We start from the raw sequence: 16207 nt of genomic DNA on the forward strand, positions 1-16207 counted from the left end.
TCTTTGACCTTGGGCCATGACGCGTGATCTCGCCACGCTCGTCACGGCCGGGGTATTCACAAGGATGAACCGATAGTCGTCAACCGGCAAGCGGCAGCGCAAATGGGCATCGGTCTGGGTTCGGCGGTGGAGCACTGCCGATACGGGCGGCTGCGTGGCCGTGATTTGCGAAAATTCCCTCGTCCCGCCGTCTTCCTGCTATGATGGAGATGAGGAGGCGACCCATGAGCGAGAACCGTAAGCTGGCCGCAATCCTGGCTGCAGATGTGGTCGGATACAGCCGGCTCGCGAGCGCGGACGAAGATCGTACCTTGGCGCGGTTGCGGGCACTGCGCAGCGACCTGATCGATCCGATCATTGCAGTGCACCACGGGCGGGTTATCAAGCGTACCGGAGATGGGGCACTGGTTGAGTTTCGCAGTGTGGTCGATGCCGTGCGCTGCGCCGTTGAGATTCAAAACGGTATGGTTGAGCGCAATGCCGGCGTACCGCAGGAGCGCCGCATCGAGTTCAGGATAGGCATCCATCTGGGCGACGTGGTCGAAGAGAGCGATGGCGACCTGATGGGTGACGGCGTCAACATCGCCTCGCGTCTGGAGGGCGTTGCGGCGCCCGGCGCCATCTGCCTGTCCGAGGATGCCTATCGCCAGGTCAAGGCCAGGCTTGACCTCTCGGTCAGCGATCTCGGCAGCACACAGCTCAAGAACATCGCCGAGCCGATCCGGGTGTATTCGCTGCAGGTCGGCGCCGGGGCCAAGGTGGCCGTGACCTCGCAAACCCCGACGAGCCCTCCGGCTGCGGCAGCGCCGCCGAAACTGTCGATCGCCGTGCTGCCGTTCGCCAATATGAGCGGTGATGCCGAACAGGACTACTTCGCCGACGGCATCTCCGAAGACATCATCACGGCGCTGTCCAAACTGTCACAGCTCTTCGTCATCGCTCGCAATTCGTCGTTCATCTTCAAGGGCCAGAACGTCCATGTGCAGGATGTCGGCACGAAGCTCGGCGTGCGCTATGTCCTTGAAGGCAGCGTACGCAAGTCGGGGAACAAGGTACGCATCACCGCGCAGCTCATCGATGCAATCTCAGGCGGCCATCTTTGGGCGGAGCGGTTCGATCGCGATCTGACCGACATATTCGCCGTGCAGGATGACGTGACGCAGCACATCGTCGGTGCGCTGGCGCTCAATCTGACCGAGGATGACCGTCTGCGGCTGGCGCCCGAACACCAGCGCAACCCGGAGGCGTATGACTGTTTCCTGCGGGGCCGGGAGCTGTGGCACCGGCTGACGAAGGACACGAACGTCGCGGCCCGCGAGCTCTTGCAGCGGGCCATCGAACTGGACCCGAAATTTGCCTCTGCCCACGCTTTCCTAGCCCTCACGTACGGGCTCGATTACCTCAACAGGTGGGGTGCGTCGGACTCGATGGCGCAAGCGGAAGAGGCAGCAACGCGAGCGGTAACGCTGGATGACAGCGATCCCTGGGCGCACTGGGCGCTGGCATCGGCCAAGCTTTACACACGGCGGCACGATGAGGCCATCGGCGAGGTGGAGCGCGCGATAGCCCTCAATCCGAACTTCGCCGAAGCGCACGTCGCCCGCGGCGAGGCGCTGTATTATTCGGGTAGACCCGCGGAGGCGCTAGAGAGTTTCGCCCGGGGAAAGACCTTGAATCCATACTTCCCGGATGTGCTTCTGCACTTCCAGGCTTTGGCATCGTTTCAACTGGGAAGGTACGAAGAGGCGGTCGACCTCTTGCTGCAACGGCTGGCTCGCAACGCTGTCACCGACCTCTCGCGCGCGCTTCTGGCCGCCACCTACGGCCATCTGGGCCGTCTGGAGGAGGCCCATACGGCATGGCAGGACCTGCTTCGCGTCAATCCCGCCTATTCGCTGGAACACCGTCGCAAGGTCTTGCCTTACAAGAACCCTGCCGATTTCGAACTCATGGTCGAGGGGCTCCGCAAGGCCGGTGTGGTGCAATGACGGGCTAAAGCCCGGCCGGGTCAGAGGCCTGAGGCCCGGCCGATCTTGCGCCATCGGGCGTTTTCGCGGACCGGTTTCAGGTCGTCGGTCGTCTCGGCAAATGTCCGCAACCGGTATTGCCGCAGCAGGTCCGGGAACAGCGCCCCTTCCGGCAGTCCGGCAAGCTGCTCGCGGACCGAGATCTTTTCATCGATGACCCGCATGCCCCAGGCATTTTCCCGAACCTGCAGCTCGGCGGCCAGATCGCGCTCTTCTGGCGCGTTTTCATCAAGCGCAGCCAGCAGGATCGAGTGGAAAAGCGCGACATAGCCAATCTGTCTCAGGCCGCCCACAACCCGCACGCGCGGCAATATGGCAAGGGCAAGGAACATCAGGAACAAGTCCGGCAAAAGCAGGCCGTCCAGCAGTGCCTGCTGGAGATGCGGCCGCTCGAACGGGATGGAAAGACCATGCGGCCTGTCAGGCTCGATCAGCCGCCCGTTCTCGAGGACGAGCTTGCGCACGCGCTGCTCGCGGATGCCCCAGAAATAGGCCGTGGCATTGGGCAGGAACCTGCCGAATGGGCCCGATGCGGCTTCTTGCAAGGCATGGTCGAGACGCCGGCGCCTTGCGGGCTCGAGGAGCAGCCTGGAAAGAAGACTGCCTTCATCTTCCAGATGCCGCGCCACGACAGTCGCGGCCAGCCTATCATCGATGAAAACCGGCCGGGCCATGCCGGAACGATCCCAATCGGCGACCAGATGCTCGTTGAGTTCTGTCAGCGCATCGGCGGCTGTTGCAAATACCTTGTCCTGGCTGGCAAGCAGCGTGCCGAGCCAGCTTCTGGCATCCGTCTCATTGCCCACCGTTTCGAGCGCGCGCCCGTTGAGGGCGACGGGACCGGCCGCGCAGGCGCTTTTGCGGCACAGTTTGTGGCGGCCCATGCCAAACAAATTGACCTTGTCGTCGCCGACATCGAGCCATCCCGGCCCCTCCCGGCCGGTTGTCTCCATGGTCATCGTCGTTCCCATGAAGCCGAAAAAAGCCGACAGCCCGTTTTCGACCGCGCCGAGCCAGGCAAGCAGCAGGGCATCGAAGGTGATGCGATCCATCAGAAGCAGGCAGTGCAGGCCGGACTGGATAACCGGTCTGTGGTCGAATTCGTCGAGGGCCTTGCCGATCGCTTCAGGCTGCATGATCGCACCGAGGCGCTGCTGCAGGACGTCGCGCAGGATCGAGCGGGCAGCGATCGACGGGGCCGATCCAGGCCTTGCCACCGGCCGCCACAGATGGCGGGCATAATCGGAAACCGGTGCATTCCAGTTCTGCTCGATGTCACGCACGACCTCCGGGCAGAGCAGCGACAGCACGGCCAAAATGTCCACCGGAGGGGCAAGGGAAGGGACGGTGGTCATCAGAACCGCAGCCGGGCCATGCTCAGGAGGTCGTGGTACTGCCCGTCGGTAAAACCGGCCTTCACATGCCGTCCCTCGACCTCGAAGCCGTGGCTTGTGTAGAGACGGATGGCCGGTTCGTTGTCGGCATAGACGCTCAATTCGACCCGCTTCAGGGCGCGCCAGTTGTCGGCCACGTCAAGCAGCGCGCCAAGGATGGCAGAGCCGATGCCTCTGCCGACAAAGCCATCGTCAAGGCCGATATTGATCTCGCCGATATGCGAGCGGCGCGGCGAACCCTGCGCGACCAGGCTGCCATGGCCGACAACCTTGCCGTCCAGCTCCGCAACGATCCAGGTGGTTTCCGGGCCGGACTTGGCGATGCGCCGCTCCACCTGCTCCACCATCTCGAACGGCATCCTGAGCGTGCCCCAGCGGAAGCCCGGCATATTGAAGATAGCGCACAGCGCCTCGGCATCGCTTGGCCGGACGGCCCGGAGCTGCGGCTGGATTTTCTCTAGGGGTGGCGTGCTGGTCATGGCTTTTCCGGCTACAGCAATTCCAGGAAAAGTGTGAGCGGTTTTCCGTCCGGAATTGCGTCAGAACAAAGGACAGAGGCAATATGCCCGGCACGATGCACCGGACGTCACCTGAAAATCCAGCCGTCTCTGCGACCTATGCCGATTGCGCGGCAAAATGCCGGGGGGCGGCGCAGAGTTTGAGGATACCGCTGATGCCGATCCAGCCGAAAAGGGCAAGCCAGCACAATGTCCCGGCCGCCGTACAGTCGATCCGGTGCACGGCAGCATCGGTGATGACGAGGCCAAGGACGGCAAGCAGGCCAACCAGAAACTGCGCCAGGCCGAGCACCAGCAGTTCCTCACGCGGCGCACTTCTCCAGACGAGATAGGTGCCGCCTGCACCCGCGAGGAAGATAGCGCTGTAGACCTGGGCGTGAAAAGCATCGATCGGCCATGGCCAGAAGCCACCGAATGTCAGGGGAAACAGCAACAGGCCGACGCCGTACACCCCGAGGATCGTCATTTCCACCGGTAGGTAGGCGCGCCATGCGGGGTTTAAGATCACGCCTTTTGCAGAAGGGCGGGCCCTTGCCCGCCACAGGAACAGCCCGGATACCGCGGCTGACGCAAGATAGACCAGAAACCAGAGCCAGGGGGCTTTGCGCTCGAAGTTGAAATAACCGAGATTGATGAACGAAGCCGCCGACACGATGACGGTGAAGATGAAGGCCATGACCAGCACGAGCCTGCCGGGCGACCAGCGATTCCAGACCAGCAGCGCCGCCATCACTGCCATTTCGGCGGTGTAGAAGCCGCCGAGGAAGCGGGCATTGAACGGCGTGACGGCCCAGGGCCAGCGCGGCTTGACCAGCCCGGGCGCGAAAAACAGGCCGGCCCCGACGATCAGGACGATGATGACCCCCGCCGAGAAAAGGCGCAGGGCCGCCGGAAATGGCGGGTTGTCGCGTGTCGGCATGGAGAAAACCCCAGAGATGAATGCCCCATGGGCTATCATAGTTTGGAATTCAACAAATGGAAATTGACCTGTCACCAGGCTTGTCCATTCGAATGGCCGTACGGTCCATTTCGCAGTATGATGGAGCGTTCGGGTCGAAGATCGGTCCGGCCAACACGCCTAGAGCCGGATGATTTCAGGTCTGTCCGACCTGAAATCTGAATCCGCCTCTAAATCAGGAAATAGAGGATGATGTCGTCCGAAAACCGCTTCACACTTTTCGGCATCATGCTCTAGCGGCGCAATTTCCGGAGCCTGCACGATGACCGAAGCTCAGGATCTGTTCTCGCTTCTGCGGCAATCGACCGATGTCGATCCGCAGGCAATCGACGCAATCCGGCAAACCATCGCCGAGGGCAAGGACCGCGAACTTTGCCGCATCAATGCGCTGGCCTTCGCCAGCAAGCATGGCCTCGACGAGGAACGCACCATAAGCGCCTTTCTCCATGCGGCGCGGGTGGGCATCTTCGACATTTCCTGGAATGTTCTGTGCCCCGGCTGTGGCGGCGTGCTCGACACCAACGCCACGCTGAAAACCATGCAGAAGGACGAATACACCTGCGCGCTGTGCTCCCAGGGCTATTCGCCGACCCTCGACGAGATGGTCGAGGTGACATTCACCGTCAGTCCCCGCGTGCGCAGGATTGCCGCCCACAATCCACACGAACTGCCGTTGGTGGAATATTACCGCCAGATCTACTGGGCGTCCGGGGCCGATCTGCCGGACGAGGATCTGGCGGAAAAGATGGAAGCGTTCTCGCTGGAAGATATCGAGCTTGCGCCCGGTGAAAAGGCGGTTCTGCACATCCAGCTTCCGCCCCAATTCATCATCGTCTTCGAGCCGGTCACGCATTCGGCCCAGTTCATCGACGCGAAGGGCGAACCGGCAAAAGAGCGGCGAAACCTCTCTCTGGCCTTCGACCGCGACCATGTCCAGAGCCAGACGCTGGAGATGCAACCCGGCCCATTGCGCATTTCGCTGGAAAACAGGACCGACACGCGCGTGCTGCCGACGGTCTTCATCGCCTGCCCGGTATTGCATGATTTCCTGGGCAAGCGCCGGCCCTTCGTGACCGCCAAGCGCCTGCTCACCAACCAGACGTTCCGGGATCTCTATCGCACGGATACGCTCGACATCAACCAGCGCCTGAAGATCACCAGCCTGACCTTCCTGTTCACCGATCTGCGCGGATCGACCGAGCTTTACGAGCGGGTGGGCGATCTTTCAGCCTTCGATCTCGTACGCGAGCACTTCCAGGTTCTGCACGAGATCGTCGCGGCGGAGGCAGGGGCGGTTGTGAAGACGATCGGCGATGCGGTGATGGCGACCTTCGCGACGCCTGACCGTGCGATTGCCGCGGCGCTGCGGATGCGCGACGCCATGCGGGCGCTCAATGACAAAAGCGGGCGCGAGGACCTTCTGCTCAAGATCGGTGTTCATGCCGGCCCCTGCATAGCCGTGTCCATGAACGAGCGGCAGGATTATTTCGGCCAGACGGTCAACATTGCTTCGCGGGTCCAGAACCTCGCCAACGCACAGGCGATCTTCGCCACGCGTGCGGTGGTCGACGATAATCTCACCGCCGATCTGTTGCACAGGAACGCGCTGACGCCCGTGCCGCACGAGGTCTCGCTGCGCGGCATCGAGCGGGAGATTGCGGTTTATACGATCCCCTGAAGAGTTCTCTACCGCTCACACGCGCTTGCAGAGGAAATAACGGTCGGCGGGCTCCGAAGTGGGCGCCGGGAGGTGTTGCAGCAGCGGGTGATCGAGCGGCGTGCCACTGACCGCGAAGCCACCGACGCGAAGCAGGCTCGCAATCAGATCGGGAAGCCAGGTAGCGGTCACTGCATCGCGATCGTCATAGCCGGTGCCAATGTCGGCATGAACAAGGGCGGCTTCGATGCCAATGAACTTGCGGCCCGTCTCGCGTATTTCGCCGAGCACGAGGTTTTCAGCTTCGGGAATTGAGCTAGTGTGCGCGCCAACTTCGCGGTCGAACACCACGATCCGGCGCCCGGGCAGAAGCTCGCGCAGATGGTGGAATGTCCGGCCATTGCCGAGGCCGAGCTCAAGCACAAGCCCCTCCATCTTCGCCACCTCGGGGCAGATTCGATTGAGAATGTCGCGCTGCGCGGTCATCCTGCTGATGAAATTATCGAGGCGACTCATATGCGATTGTGTGTCCTGAACCAGCAGCCCCGATCGAGGCTTGCTGCATATAAAGGCGAACGACGAACCCTGCAATAACGCAACCGGCCGCCGACAAGCGTCATACCGGGTGGAGTGTTCGGCAGGCCGCGCGGTGGAACAGCGATATCACTTGTAGGGGTCTGCGGCGTCCCGCAAGCCGTCGCCGAGGAAGTTGAACGCCATGATAACGAGGATGACCGGCAGCATCGGCAAAAGCAGCCATGGATAGAACGCGATCACGCTGACGCTGCGCGCCTCGGTGAGCAGGATGCCCCAGCTGGTTATCGGCGCCCTCAGGCCGAGCCCGAGGAAGCTCAGCGCCGTTTCGCCCAGGATCATGCCAGGGATGGAGAGCGTCGCCGTCGCGATCAGATGCGACATGAAGCCGGGAATGAGATGCCGCCTGATGATGCGGCTGCTTCCGGCGCCCATCAACTGCGCCGCCAGAACGTAATCCTCCTCGCGCAAGGCCAGAAGCTTTGAACGCACGGCCCGCGCCAGTCCGGTCCAGTCGAGCAGCCCGAGGATGACGGTGATGCCGAAATAGATCAGGATCGGACTCCAGGTTATCGGCATGATCGCCGCCAGGGCCAGCCATAGCGGAATGCTGGGAATCGATTGCAGGACTTCGATTATTCGTTGAACGATCAGGTCGAAGATACCGCCGTGATAGCCGGCCAGTCCGCCGATGACGATGCCGAGCAGGAAGCTGAAACTGATGCCGACGAGGCCGATAGTCAGTGAAATGCGTGCGCCATAGATCATGCGCGAGAGCACGTCGCGCCCCAGCCTGTCGGTGCCGGCCAGAAAGAGTTGGCCGTTCTCGGCAGGACAGACAAAATGCCTGTCACCTTCGATCAGGCCCCAGAACCGATAAGTGTCGCCCTTGCAGAAGAAACGGAGCCGCTGAACATCGTCGTGGTTCTCGATGTAGTTCCGCTTGAGCGTGTCCATATCCAGCGTCATCTGGCGGCCATAGACGAACGGCCCGACGAACTCGCCATTGTGGAACAGGTGCACGTGCTGCGGCGGCGCATAGATGTAGTCCATGTTGCGCGAGTGCAGATTGTAGGGCGCCAGGAACTCGCAGATCAGTATCCCGGAATACAGCACTGCCAGGAATATGCCGGATATAAGCGCAAGCCGGTGTTTGCGGAATTTCCACCACATCAGCCGCAACTGCGATGCCTGAAAGACCTTCGATTGCTCCGGCGTCATCGCCTCGACCGACTGCAGGTCGAAGGGCGCGCCGGAAATGTAGTGTTGCAGTGGAGCACCCGGAGCGGGCAGCGGCGAGTCCTGCTTCATTTGGTGCTGCCACCCTGCAAACGAATTCGTGGATCAAGCAGCGCCAGCGCCAGGTCGGAAATCAGCACGCCGATAACCGTCAGGAAGGCAAGGAACATCAGGAATGACCCTGCCAGATACATATCCTGGCTTTGCAGCGCCTTGATCAGCATCGGCCCGGTCGTTTCCAATGACAGAACGATAGCCGTGATTTCGGCGCCGGAAATGATGGCAGGCAGGATCGAGCCGATGTCGGAAATGAAGAAATTGAGCGCCATGCGCAGCGGATATTTGACCAGCGCCTTGAACGGATGCAGGCCCTTGGCGCGCGCGGTCACGACATATTGCTTGTGCAGCTCATCGAGCAGATTGGCGCGCAGCCGCCGGATCATGCTCGCCGTGCCTCCGGTGCCGATGATCAGGACCGGGATCCAGAGATGGGCGAGGATCGACTTCGCCTTGGCCCAGCTCATCGGCTCGCCGAGATATTGCTGGTCCATGAGATGGCCGATGGAGGTGCCGAACCAGATGTTGGCGAAATACATCAGGATCAGCGCCAGCATGAAATTCGGAATGGCAAGGCCGAGAAGGCCGAAGAAAGTCAGGCCGTAGTCGCCCCAGCTGTATTGATGCGTGGCGGAGTACATGCCGATCGGAAAGGCGATGAGCCAGGTGAAGATGATCGTGACGAAGGAAACCAGCACGGTCAGCCACATTCGGTCGCCGACGACGTCGCGAACCGGCAGCTCATATTCGAAGGAATAGCCGAAATCGCCGTGCAGCATCCCGCCCACCCAGTAGAAGTAGCGAATGACCGGCGGCTGGTCGAAACCATATTCCTTGCGCATCATCCGGATGCGGTCGGAATCCACCGCTTCGCCCTGGGCCCGAAGCTCAGCGACATAGCTGTCGAAATAGTCCCCCGGCGGAAGTTCGATGATGGTGAACACCAGCGCCGATATGACCAGCAGCGTTGGAACCATCACGGCGATGCGCCAGACAAGATATCGAAGCACGCTCAGGAGCCTCCAAGCCAGAATGTGTCCGGCATGTAGACACCGAAATAGGAGGTCGGGTCGTAGCCGTAGAGTGCTTTGTCAGGCAGGTTGCGCAGCCGCGAGGATACCAGAATCGGCTGAAGTGTTTCGTTCACCGTACCGATAGAGAACACCTGATCGGTGTAGATCGACAGCATCGAGTTCCAGATTTCGGCGCGCTCGCTGGATTGGGTCGATCCGTTCCAGCGCTTGAGCAAAGCCATCAACTCGACCACTTCAGGAACATCGGGCGCCTCACCCATCTTGCCATGCGACAGATAGTAAGCGCCCCAGAGCGGCCATTGCAGCTGGTCGTCGATGGTGGGGGCCAACTGGTATGGATTCATGTCGGCGGTCGGCACGCCATTGTCGATGCCCGACGACATCGACATCAGGATCTGGCCGCCCAGCGCGCGGCTGCGGAAGATGTCGCGCTGCGAAGTCCGGATGAACAAAGCGATGCCGATCTTGCGCCAGTGATCGGTGATGAGTTCGAGCGCATCGGTTTCCAGCGTGCTTTCGCCGGCCGTTTCCACGATGATCTGCGCCGGGCGTCCATCGGGAAGTAGCCGCAGGCCGTCATCGTCACGGGCCTGAAGCCCGATCTCGTCAAGCAGTGCATTGGCCTGGTCGGGATCGTGGGCGACCCAGGCTTTCGCGAATTCCGGCCGGTAGAGCGGGCTCTCCGGCAAGACCGTATCGGCGCTTTCCTGCGCCAATCCGTAGAAGACGGCCATGTTGATCTCGCGCCGGTCCACAGCGAGCGAAAGTGCGCGGCGCACGCGCACGTCACGCAAAAGGCCACGCCACACCGGGTCGGCACAATTCAGATTGGGCATGAGCGCCAGCCGCGAACCCTGTGTGCGTTTCCACAGATGCATCTTCACCGGGTAGCGCTTCTCCGCGTCCTTCAGGAAGGAGTAATCGCTGAAGTCGATTCCCATGCATTGCAGGTCGCTCTCGCCCGCACCGGTCTTGGCGGAGATGATCGCCGACGAGCTGACATTCATGATGATCCGGTCGACATAGGGCAGTTGCCGGCCGTTCTCGTCTGTTCGATGAAAGAACGGGTTGCGCTCGAAGATGAACTGCTCGGCCGGCGGCTTGGTCCGGTTCTGCCAGGGGTCGAGTGTCGGCAGATCCGGGTTCTCCGGGCGATACTGCCGCGACATGCGGATGTGCAGCAGCGTCCATTTTGCGGTCCGGTTCTCCTTCATCAGGCCGGCGAGCCGGAATGGATCCTGATATTTCTTGTGGAACTGCTTGAGATAGGCGGCTGGCAAAACAAGCGGTGTCGGCGAAGCAGCGGCAAGTTTGGGCAGGAAGTCGGGATTGGGCGCGTCCCAACTGTAGCGCACCGTCAACGGATCGACGATCTCGAAACGTGGCGGCTTGCCGTCCGCCAGCAGGGCAGGGGCGAGCCCCCCTTGCGAAAGCTCATCGTTCAGCCAGACATCTTCCCAGCAATAACGAAAATCCTCCGGCGTCAGCAGGCTGCCGTCTGACCATTTATGGCCTTCACGAATCTTGAACGTGAAGACGCGATCATCCTTTACGTCGAAACTTTCGAGAATGTCGGCCTGAAAGTTAAGCTTTTCGTCATAGCCGACCAGCCGGGAATACCCGTAGATCGTCATCATCCGGATATCTTTCTGGCTGCCGATGATCGTACGCAGCGTGCCGCCATACTGGCCGGGCTGCCGGCCCATCGCCGCGAGGTTCAACGCGCGCGGGCTTTTGGGCAGGCGCTCCGCGAGTGGCGGCAGAGCCCTGGCTTTCAGCTGCGGCTGAAGAAAATCCGGCTCCAGATCGCCGGCGCGCGCCGTGCCCGGCAGAAATGCCGAAGCCATGAGACCAAGGACAGTGCGGCGGCTGATCAATGGCGTAACTCGCTGACATCGGCCGAACGTCGGGCCAGCACGAGATGGCCGCCGCCGAGATCGAGCGGCGACAGCATATCCTCTTCGCCCTCGTCGCGGAATTGCGGGCCCCATGCGCTGGTGTCGGAAGCGCCGCCGAGCTTCAGCGTCTTGAAATCCATCGGCCGGTCGAGATCGGGGAAGGGGACTGCGGCGAGCAGCGAGCGCGTGTAGGGGTGGATCGGTTTCCTGAGCAGAATTTCGCGCGGTGCAAGCTCGACGATACGCCCGCCGCACATCACCGCGATGCGGTCCGCCATGTAGTCCACCACCGCCAGATTGTGGGATATGAACAGGTAGGTCAGGCCCAGTTCCTTCTGCAGGTCCTTCAGAAGGTTCAGGATCTGCGCCTGCACGGAGACATCGAGCGCCGAAACCGGCTCGTCGCAGATCAGCAGTTCAGGCCCCAGCGCCAAGGCGCGCGCAATGCCGATACGCTGACGCTGCCCGCCGGAGAAGCTGTGGGGATAACGCTGGATGAAGCGCGGATCGAGCCCGATTGCCTGCATCAGGCTCTTGACTGTGGCTAGCCGGGACGCGGCATTGCCACGTTGATGGATTTCCAGCGGCTCGCTCAAGATGTTTTCCACGGTCATGCGAGGCGAGAGCGACGAGACCGGATCCTGGAAAACCATCTGGAGTTTCGCCCGCAGCAAGCGCAGGGCGTCTCCCTCGGCTTCCAGGACGTCGATCGGTCCGTCGCGGCCGTTGAAGATCACGGAGCCGCCGGTAGGGGTGACGGCCCGCATCAGGATCTTGCTGACGGTGGTTTTGCCGCAGCCGCTTTCGCCAACCAGGCCCAGGCACTCACCTCGCCTGATGTCGAAGCTGACGCCGTCCACGGCGCGAACTGAGGTCTGATGGCTCCCGCCGAACCATCCGGAGTTGCGGATGGTGTAGACCTTTTTCAGATCCCTGACCGACAGCAGAATGTCGTCCGGCCCCTTCGCTTCCGGCGCCGTCTGCTTGCCCAGCAGGGTCCCGACATTCACCGGCACCTCGCGGAGCGCCTTCAGCCTTTCGCCAGGTTTCAGGTCGAAATGCGGGACGGCTGCCATCAGGCCCTTCAGGTAAGGGTGGCCTGGCCGGCGGAATATTGCCTCCACAGGGCCCGCTTCCATGATCTCGCCATGGTACATGACCACCACCTCGTCGGCGACATTGGCAACCACGCCGAGGTCGTGTGTGATCAGCAGCATTGCCATGTTGAGCTTGGTCTGGAGTCCACGAAGCAATTGCAGGATTTGCGCCTGGATGGTGACGTCCAACGCCGTTGTCGGCTCATCGGCGATCAACAGAGCGGGCCGGCAGATAAGCGCCATGGCGATCATGGCGCGTTGCCGCAATCCTCCCGAAAGTTCGAACGGATACATGTCGTAGGCGCGCTTGGGATTGGGAAACCCGACGAGGCCGAGCATTTCCTCGGTCCGTGCCTTGCGCTCCGTCCGGTCCATGTGCGTATGAATCTGCAGGGATTCGCTGACCTGGTTGCCGATCGTGTGCAGCGGCGACAGCGATGTCATCGGCTCCTGAAAGATCTTGCCGATGCGGCTGCCTCTCAACGCCCGGATTTCGGGTCCGTCTCGCGGCATCTGCAGGATATCCTGCGTCGTGCCGGGCTTTTTGGGATCGGAAAACAGGATACGGCCGCGAACATGGGCCGTGTTCGGCAAGATGCCCATCACGGCCTGGCTGAGAACCGATTTTCCGGAACCGGACTCACCGACAAGCGCGGTGACCTTGCCGGGCAGGACGCGAAGATTTGCCCGCCTGACGGCATGCAACGGTCCCCCGACAATGGCAAAAGAGATGCCAACATCCTCGATCCGCAGCAGATCAACGCCTGCATCCATTCCCACACCAGCCCCAATCTGGCGCCTCCCGACCGGCCCCAAAAAGCAAGACTAGCGCATTGTCAGCGCAGAGCAACTTGGATTCGAAACGAATTCCCCGGCGACCGGCGGCCGGACAGCATACCAGGGCGTCCAGATCGGATGGTGGTGACTACTGGAGCTTCCTCCGGTCGCCCGCCGACAGCCGCGCGGCATCGCGATGAAGTAGCATGACCTGCTCGGCGTCCGATATCCGATCGTGAAACGGCTGCAGCGCAGCGTCTTCATCGAGTACGAGAGCACCCGACAGATCGGGTGAAAGCACCGTCAGCTTCTGCTTGCTGCCCGCCAGTTCCTCCTCGCCGAGCGTCAGCCAGCTGTTGGCCCCGCAATAACCGGCGAAGTCCTTGCTGGCGAGAACGCTGTGCGGATATTTCTTGGTCAGGGTCTGGAGACGCTGGACCTCGTTTACAGCCGAGCCGAAGACCGAGAATGTGAGTCGGTCGGTAAGCCCGACATTGCCGAACATCACATTGCCGACATGCAGGCCGATACCAAATTTTATATCGCCCAGTCCTTGCTCTTTTCTGCGCAGATTGAGCTCCATCATGCGCATGCTGGCCTTGTGCGCAGCCGCAAGAGCAGCCTGGCAGGCGATCTCTGACTGCGCCCGGTGCCTTTCGCAGGGGTAGACGGCAATGAATCCATCCCCCAGGAAACTCATGATCTGCCCGCCTTTGCGATTGAAAGGTGCTGCGATGGCATCGAAAAACTGGTTCAGCGTATCGATATAGACTTCGCGGCCGGAGGTTTCGGCGAGCCTTGTCGACCCGCGCATATCGCCCATCACCAGCGCGGCCCGGATTGTGTCGCCCTCGCCGCGCTTGATCTGGCCGTCCAGCACGCGCCTGCCGGCGTCACCGCCGAGATACGTGGTCATCATGTTGTCGGCGAGCTTGGTGAGCACCGCCATCTTGCTTGCTATAGCGAGATGGTTCTGGATCCGCAGCAGCGCCGAAATCATGCTGTCGCTGAAGCCTGAAGCACTGTCGGTGGACCAGGACCCCAACATGCCCTGACTTGTATCGCCGTTGAAGGGATGGACGAAAGCCATGTAATCGGTGACGCCCATAAGCCTGAGCTCATCGAAAACAGGAAACTCCGACCGCACCGACGGGTCGAGCCGGCGCCGCAGATGATCGAGCTTGTTGCTGAGCAGATGGTAGTATGGGCTGGTCAGGAATCTGTCGGAATGGACGCCGTTCTCACTCCGGAAGCCTTCCACTTCCAGGCCTTGGCCGCGAATCCAGGTGAAACCGAGCGCGTCATAAAGCGGATGCAGCATCGAAAAGCTCAAATGCACCCGCTTCAGCGGCAGGCCGGCAGCAGCCAGCCGTTCACAAAAACCCTTGACCAATGTTTCCAGGTCGTCGCCCGCCAGCGCCGACTGGGTCAGCCAATCGGCAACCTTATCCATGAGAATGTTGGAAATTTCTGCTTGCGCTGTGCTCATGCTATCTCGAAACCCGTCGAAGACGAGCCATCTCCTTTGATCCGCAAAATTCTCGAAGTCAATGAAGCCGGCTTCGGGGGCAGAAGCCGGCGAAGAATATCCCGAATGACTGTCCTTGCAGGAAGCAAGCAGACGTCGACCGCACAAATCACCTGCAACACTATGTGGCGAGGCTGCCGGCGAAGTGCAATCCCGATCCTGACATCGCGCAAATAATTGGTCGGCTCAGGCCCCGTTGGGCTCGCCGGGTCCCAAGAACCATGGCCGCGGCGCATTGCGGAAAATCGATTCCCCAAGCCGTCATCAGACCGGCGCCTTCGCCTTCAGGCTTGCGGCAGCCATTGCATAGCCGCCGGCGGCGCCATCGATGAAGTGAACATGATCGCGCTGCAGCGGCGAGATGACGAGGCATGTCATCAAGGCCGACTTCTGGCGGTGCAGGCCATAGTTGCAGATGCCGGCCTCTTCCGCTTGTTTCAGCCGGTTCTCGATCCGCTGCAACACATCCGCGTCGACGTCGATGGTCATCTTCAAGCCGTCGTCGAACTTGCGGAAATCCGAATTGCTGGCCACCTCGCGCTTGTAGACCTTCGGATCGAAACCGCCGATCGTCCAGCCCAATTTGTCGGTGACGGCCGTAAGCGTCATCAGGAAGATCACCCACAGCTTGGCCAGCCACCGCCGCCCTGGCGGCGCCGTGGCCCGTGCCTCGACATCGAGGCCGGCGGGCAGGAGGCTGTAGGCCGGACCGTCCACCGGCACCGGGTGGCCATCGCGCTCCTGCCTGCCGGCAAGGGCGATGATGTCGGAAGCCAGAAACTGGAAACCACGCAAGTCGCGCGATGCCCCCGGCACGGCTATGATCGAGACAATTTCGCCATGCCGGGCTTCGATCGGGTTCCAGCGGCAGGAGAGGCCGGTCAGATCCGGCCGCGCGCCGGCCGGGGCGGGGTCGACGCGGTAGCGCCCGGCTTTCATTTCGGCTTCCGCCCAACTGCCGCCGCCGCCGGCGAACATGGCATAGAAGGCTGCTTCGGAGGCCTGGAACCTCGCCACGCGAACGTCGAGGCCTTGCGCTCTTATGTCCTTTATCGGCACGATTGCGGCACGCAAGGTCAGGTCCAGTTCGTCCGCCACCCATCTCTGGACAGAAGCCAGCGCGTTACGGGCGATCTCCAGCGCCGAGCCGGGAAACGCCACGAGCGCGCCGTCGCCGCCGAAGACGAAGGGAAGATCTTGCCGGCCCAGTGCATTGAGCAGCGCCGAAATGACGCTGGCGCCGGCCATATTGACGGTTTTGTAGCGCCCGGCTTCGATCGCCTTGGTCGAGCCGACGATGTCGGCGGTGGCCAGCGCCCAGCCATCGGGGAGAGGCCGATAGTTATCGATATCGGCAACGCTTTCGAACTTTGCGAAGACCGGCAAAGAAGCGACGAACGGGTCGGACGCGACAGCTGTTTCCATAAGCATCAGATAGCACATTCCAGCGCTTGAAGGTGAAGTCGATCATGCCTCGAAATTGACTTGG

Annotated in this window: 12 protein-coding genes; 2 read left to right on the plus strand and 10 right to left on the minus strand. The window is 61.5% G+C overall.

Annotation, left to right across the window (positions count from 1 at the left end):
• Positions 1-224 precede the first annotated feature (224 nt).
• Complete coding sequence (locus NKJ78_RS28415) at positions 225-1988, plus strand: adenylate/guanylate cyclase domain-containing protein (RefSeq protein ID WP_023702561.1); 1764 nt, start codon at positions 225-227, stop codon at positions 1986-1988.
• Positions 1989-2008: 20 nt separating this feature from the next.
• On the opposite strand, the gene NKJ78_RS28420 is transcribed toward NKJ78_RS28415, so the two are convergent.
• From NKJ78_RS28420 to NKJ78_RS28430, 3 genes are all read right to left on the minus strand, one after another.
• Entirely contained in the window at positions 2009-3382 is a 1374-nt protein-coding gene (locus NKJ78_RS28420) for a hypothetical protein (RefSeq protein WP_352460923.1), read from the minus strand.
• Positions 3382-3900 carry a GNAT family N-acetyltransferase gene (locus tag NKJ78_RS28425; RefSeq protein ID WP_023698122.1) on the minus strand — a complete coding sequence of 173 codons (519 nt, stop codon included), beginning with the start codon at positions 3898-3900 and terminating at the stop codon, positions 3382-3384. The genes NKJ78_RS28420 and NKJ78_RS28425 overlap by 1 nt, the downstream gene beginning before the upstream one ends.
• Positions 3901-4036: 136 nt before the next feature.
• On the minus strand, positions 4037-4933 hold the full coding sequence (locus NKJ78_RS28430; protein ID WP_352460924.1) for a hypothetical protein: 897 nt from the start codon (positions 4931-4933) through the stop codon (positions 4037-4039).
• 226 nt (positions 4934-5159) lie between these two features.
• On the opposite strand from NKJ78_RS28430, the gene NKJ78_RS28435 reads away from it, so the two are divergent.
• A complete protein-coding gene (locus tag NKJ78_RS28435) occupies positions 5160-6575 on the plus strand; it encodes an adenylate/guanylate cyclase domain-containing protein (protein ID WP_023685078.1) in 1416 nt (471 codons plus the stop codon).
• Positions 6576-6590: 15 nt separating this feature from the next.
• Here the strand turns inward: NKJ78_RS28435 and NKJ78_RS28440 are convergent, their stop codons facing one another.
• From NKJ78_RS28440 to NKJ78_RS28470, 7 genes are all read right to left on the minus strand, one after another.
• On the minus strand, positions 6591-7070 hold the full coding sequence (locus tag NKJ78_RS28440) for a class I SAM-dependent methyltransferase (RefSeq protein WP_023672134.1): 480 nt from the start codon (positions 7068-7070) through the stop codon (positions 6591-6593).
• Between the two features lie 147 nt (positions 7071-7217).
• Positions 7218-8399 (minus strand): ABC transporter permease, encoded by a 1182-nt coding sequence (locus NKJ78_RS28445; protein ID WP_031198424.1) that lies wholly within the window; start codon positions 8397-8399, stop codon positions 7218-7220.
• Positions 8396-9394 (minus strand): ABC transporter permease, encoded by a 999-nt coding sequence (locus NKJ78_RS28450; RefSeq protein ID WP_352460926.1) that lies wholly within the window; start codon positions 9392-9394, stop codon positions 8396-8398. Before NKJ78_RS28450 ends, NKJ78_RS28445 begins: the two co-directional genes overlap by 4 nt.
• Positions 9395-9396: 2 nt before the next feature.
• A complete protein-coding gene (locus NKJ78_RS28455; RefSeq protein WP_352562757.1) occupies positions 9397-11295 on the minus strand; it encodes an ABC transporter substrate-binding protein in 1899 nt (632 codons plus the stop codon).
• The gene (locus NKJ78_RS28460) at positions 11292-13187 is read right to left on the minus strand and encodes an ABC transporter ATP-binding protein (RefSeq protein WP_023710305.1); all 1896 of its coding nucleotides are present in this window, start codon (positions 13185-13187) and stop codon (positions 11292-11294) included. Before NKJ78_RS28460 ends, NKJ78_RS28455 begins: the two co-directional genes overlap by 4 nt.
• A gap of 151 nt (positions 13188-13338) precedes the next feature.
• On the minus strand, positions 13339-14679 hold the full coding sequence (locus NKJ78_RS28465) for an adenylate/guanylate cyclase domain-containing protein (RefSeq protein ID WP_352562758.1): 1341 nt from the start codon (positions 14677-14679) through the stop codon (positions 13339-13341).
• A 303-nt stretch (positions 14680-14982) separates the two neighbouring features.
• Complete coding sequence (locus NKJ78_RS28470; protein ID WP_031196755.1) at positions 14983-16161, minus strand: DUF3095 domain-containing protein; 1179 nt, start codon at positions 16159-16161, stop codon at positions 14983-14985.
• Positions 16162-16207 lie beyond the last annotated feature (46 nt).

It is taken from the genome of Mesorhizobium sp. M0037 (assembly GCF_040323635.1).
Classification (GTDB): domain Bacteria; phylum Pseudomonadota; class Alphaproteobacteria; order Rhizobiales; family Rhizobiaceae; genus Mesorhizobium.

What these genes read in the sequence shown, in the direction of transcription:
- NKJ78_RS28445 (WP_031198424.1), bottom strand. Translation starts at nt 8,399, where the DNA reads ATGAAGCAGGACTCGCCGCTGCCCGCTCCGGGTGCTCCACTGCAACAC.
- NKJ78_RS28420 (WP_352460923.1), bottom strand. Translation starts at nt 3,382, where the DNA reads ATGACCACCGTCCCTTCCCTTGCCCCTCCGGTGGACATTTTGGCCGTG.
- NKJ78_RS28440 (WP_023672134.1), bottom strand. Translation starts at nt 7,070, where the DNA reads ATGAGTCGCCTCGATAATTTCATCAGCAGGATGACCGCGCAGCGCGAC.
- NKJ78_RS28470 (WP_031196755.1), bottom strand. Translation starts at nt 16,161, where the DNA reads ATGTGCTATCTGATGCTTATGGAAACAGCTGTCGCGTCCGACCCGTTC.
- NKJ78_RS28435 (WP_023685078.1), top strand. Translation starts at nt 5,160, where the DNA reads ATGACCGAAGCTCAGGATCTGTTCTCGCTTCTGCGGCAATCGACCGAT.
- NKJ78_RS28465 (WP_352562758.1), bottom strand. Translation starts at nt 14,679, where the DNA reads ATGAGCACAGCGCAAGCAGAAATTTCCAACATTCTCATGGATAAGGTT.
- NKJ78_RS28425 (WP_023698122.1), bottom strand. Translation starts at nt 3,900, where the DNA reads ATGACCAGCACGCCACCCCTAGAGAAAATCCAGCCGCAGCTCCGGGCC.
- NKJ78_RS28460 (WP_023710305.1), bottom strand. Translation starts at nt 13,187, where the DNA reads ATGGATGCAGGCGTTGATCTGCTGCGGATCGAGGATGTTGGCATCTCT.
- NKJ78_RS28415 (WP_023702561.1), top strand. Translation starts at nt 225, where the DNA reads ATGAGCGAGAACCGTAAGCTGGCCGCAATCCTGGCTGCAGATGTGGTC.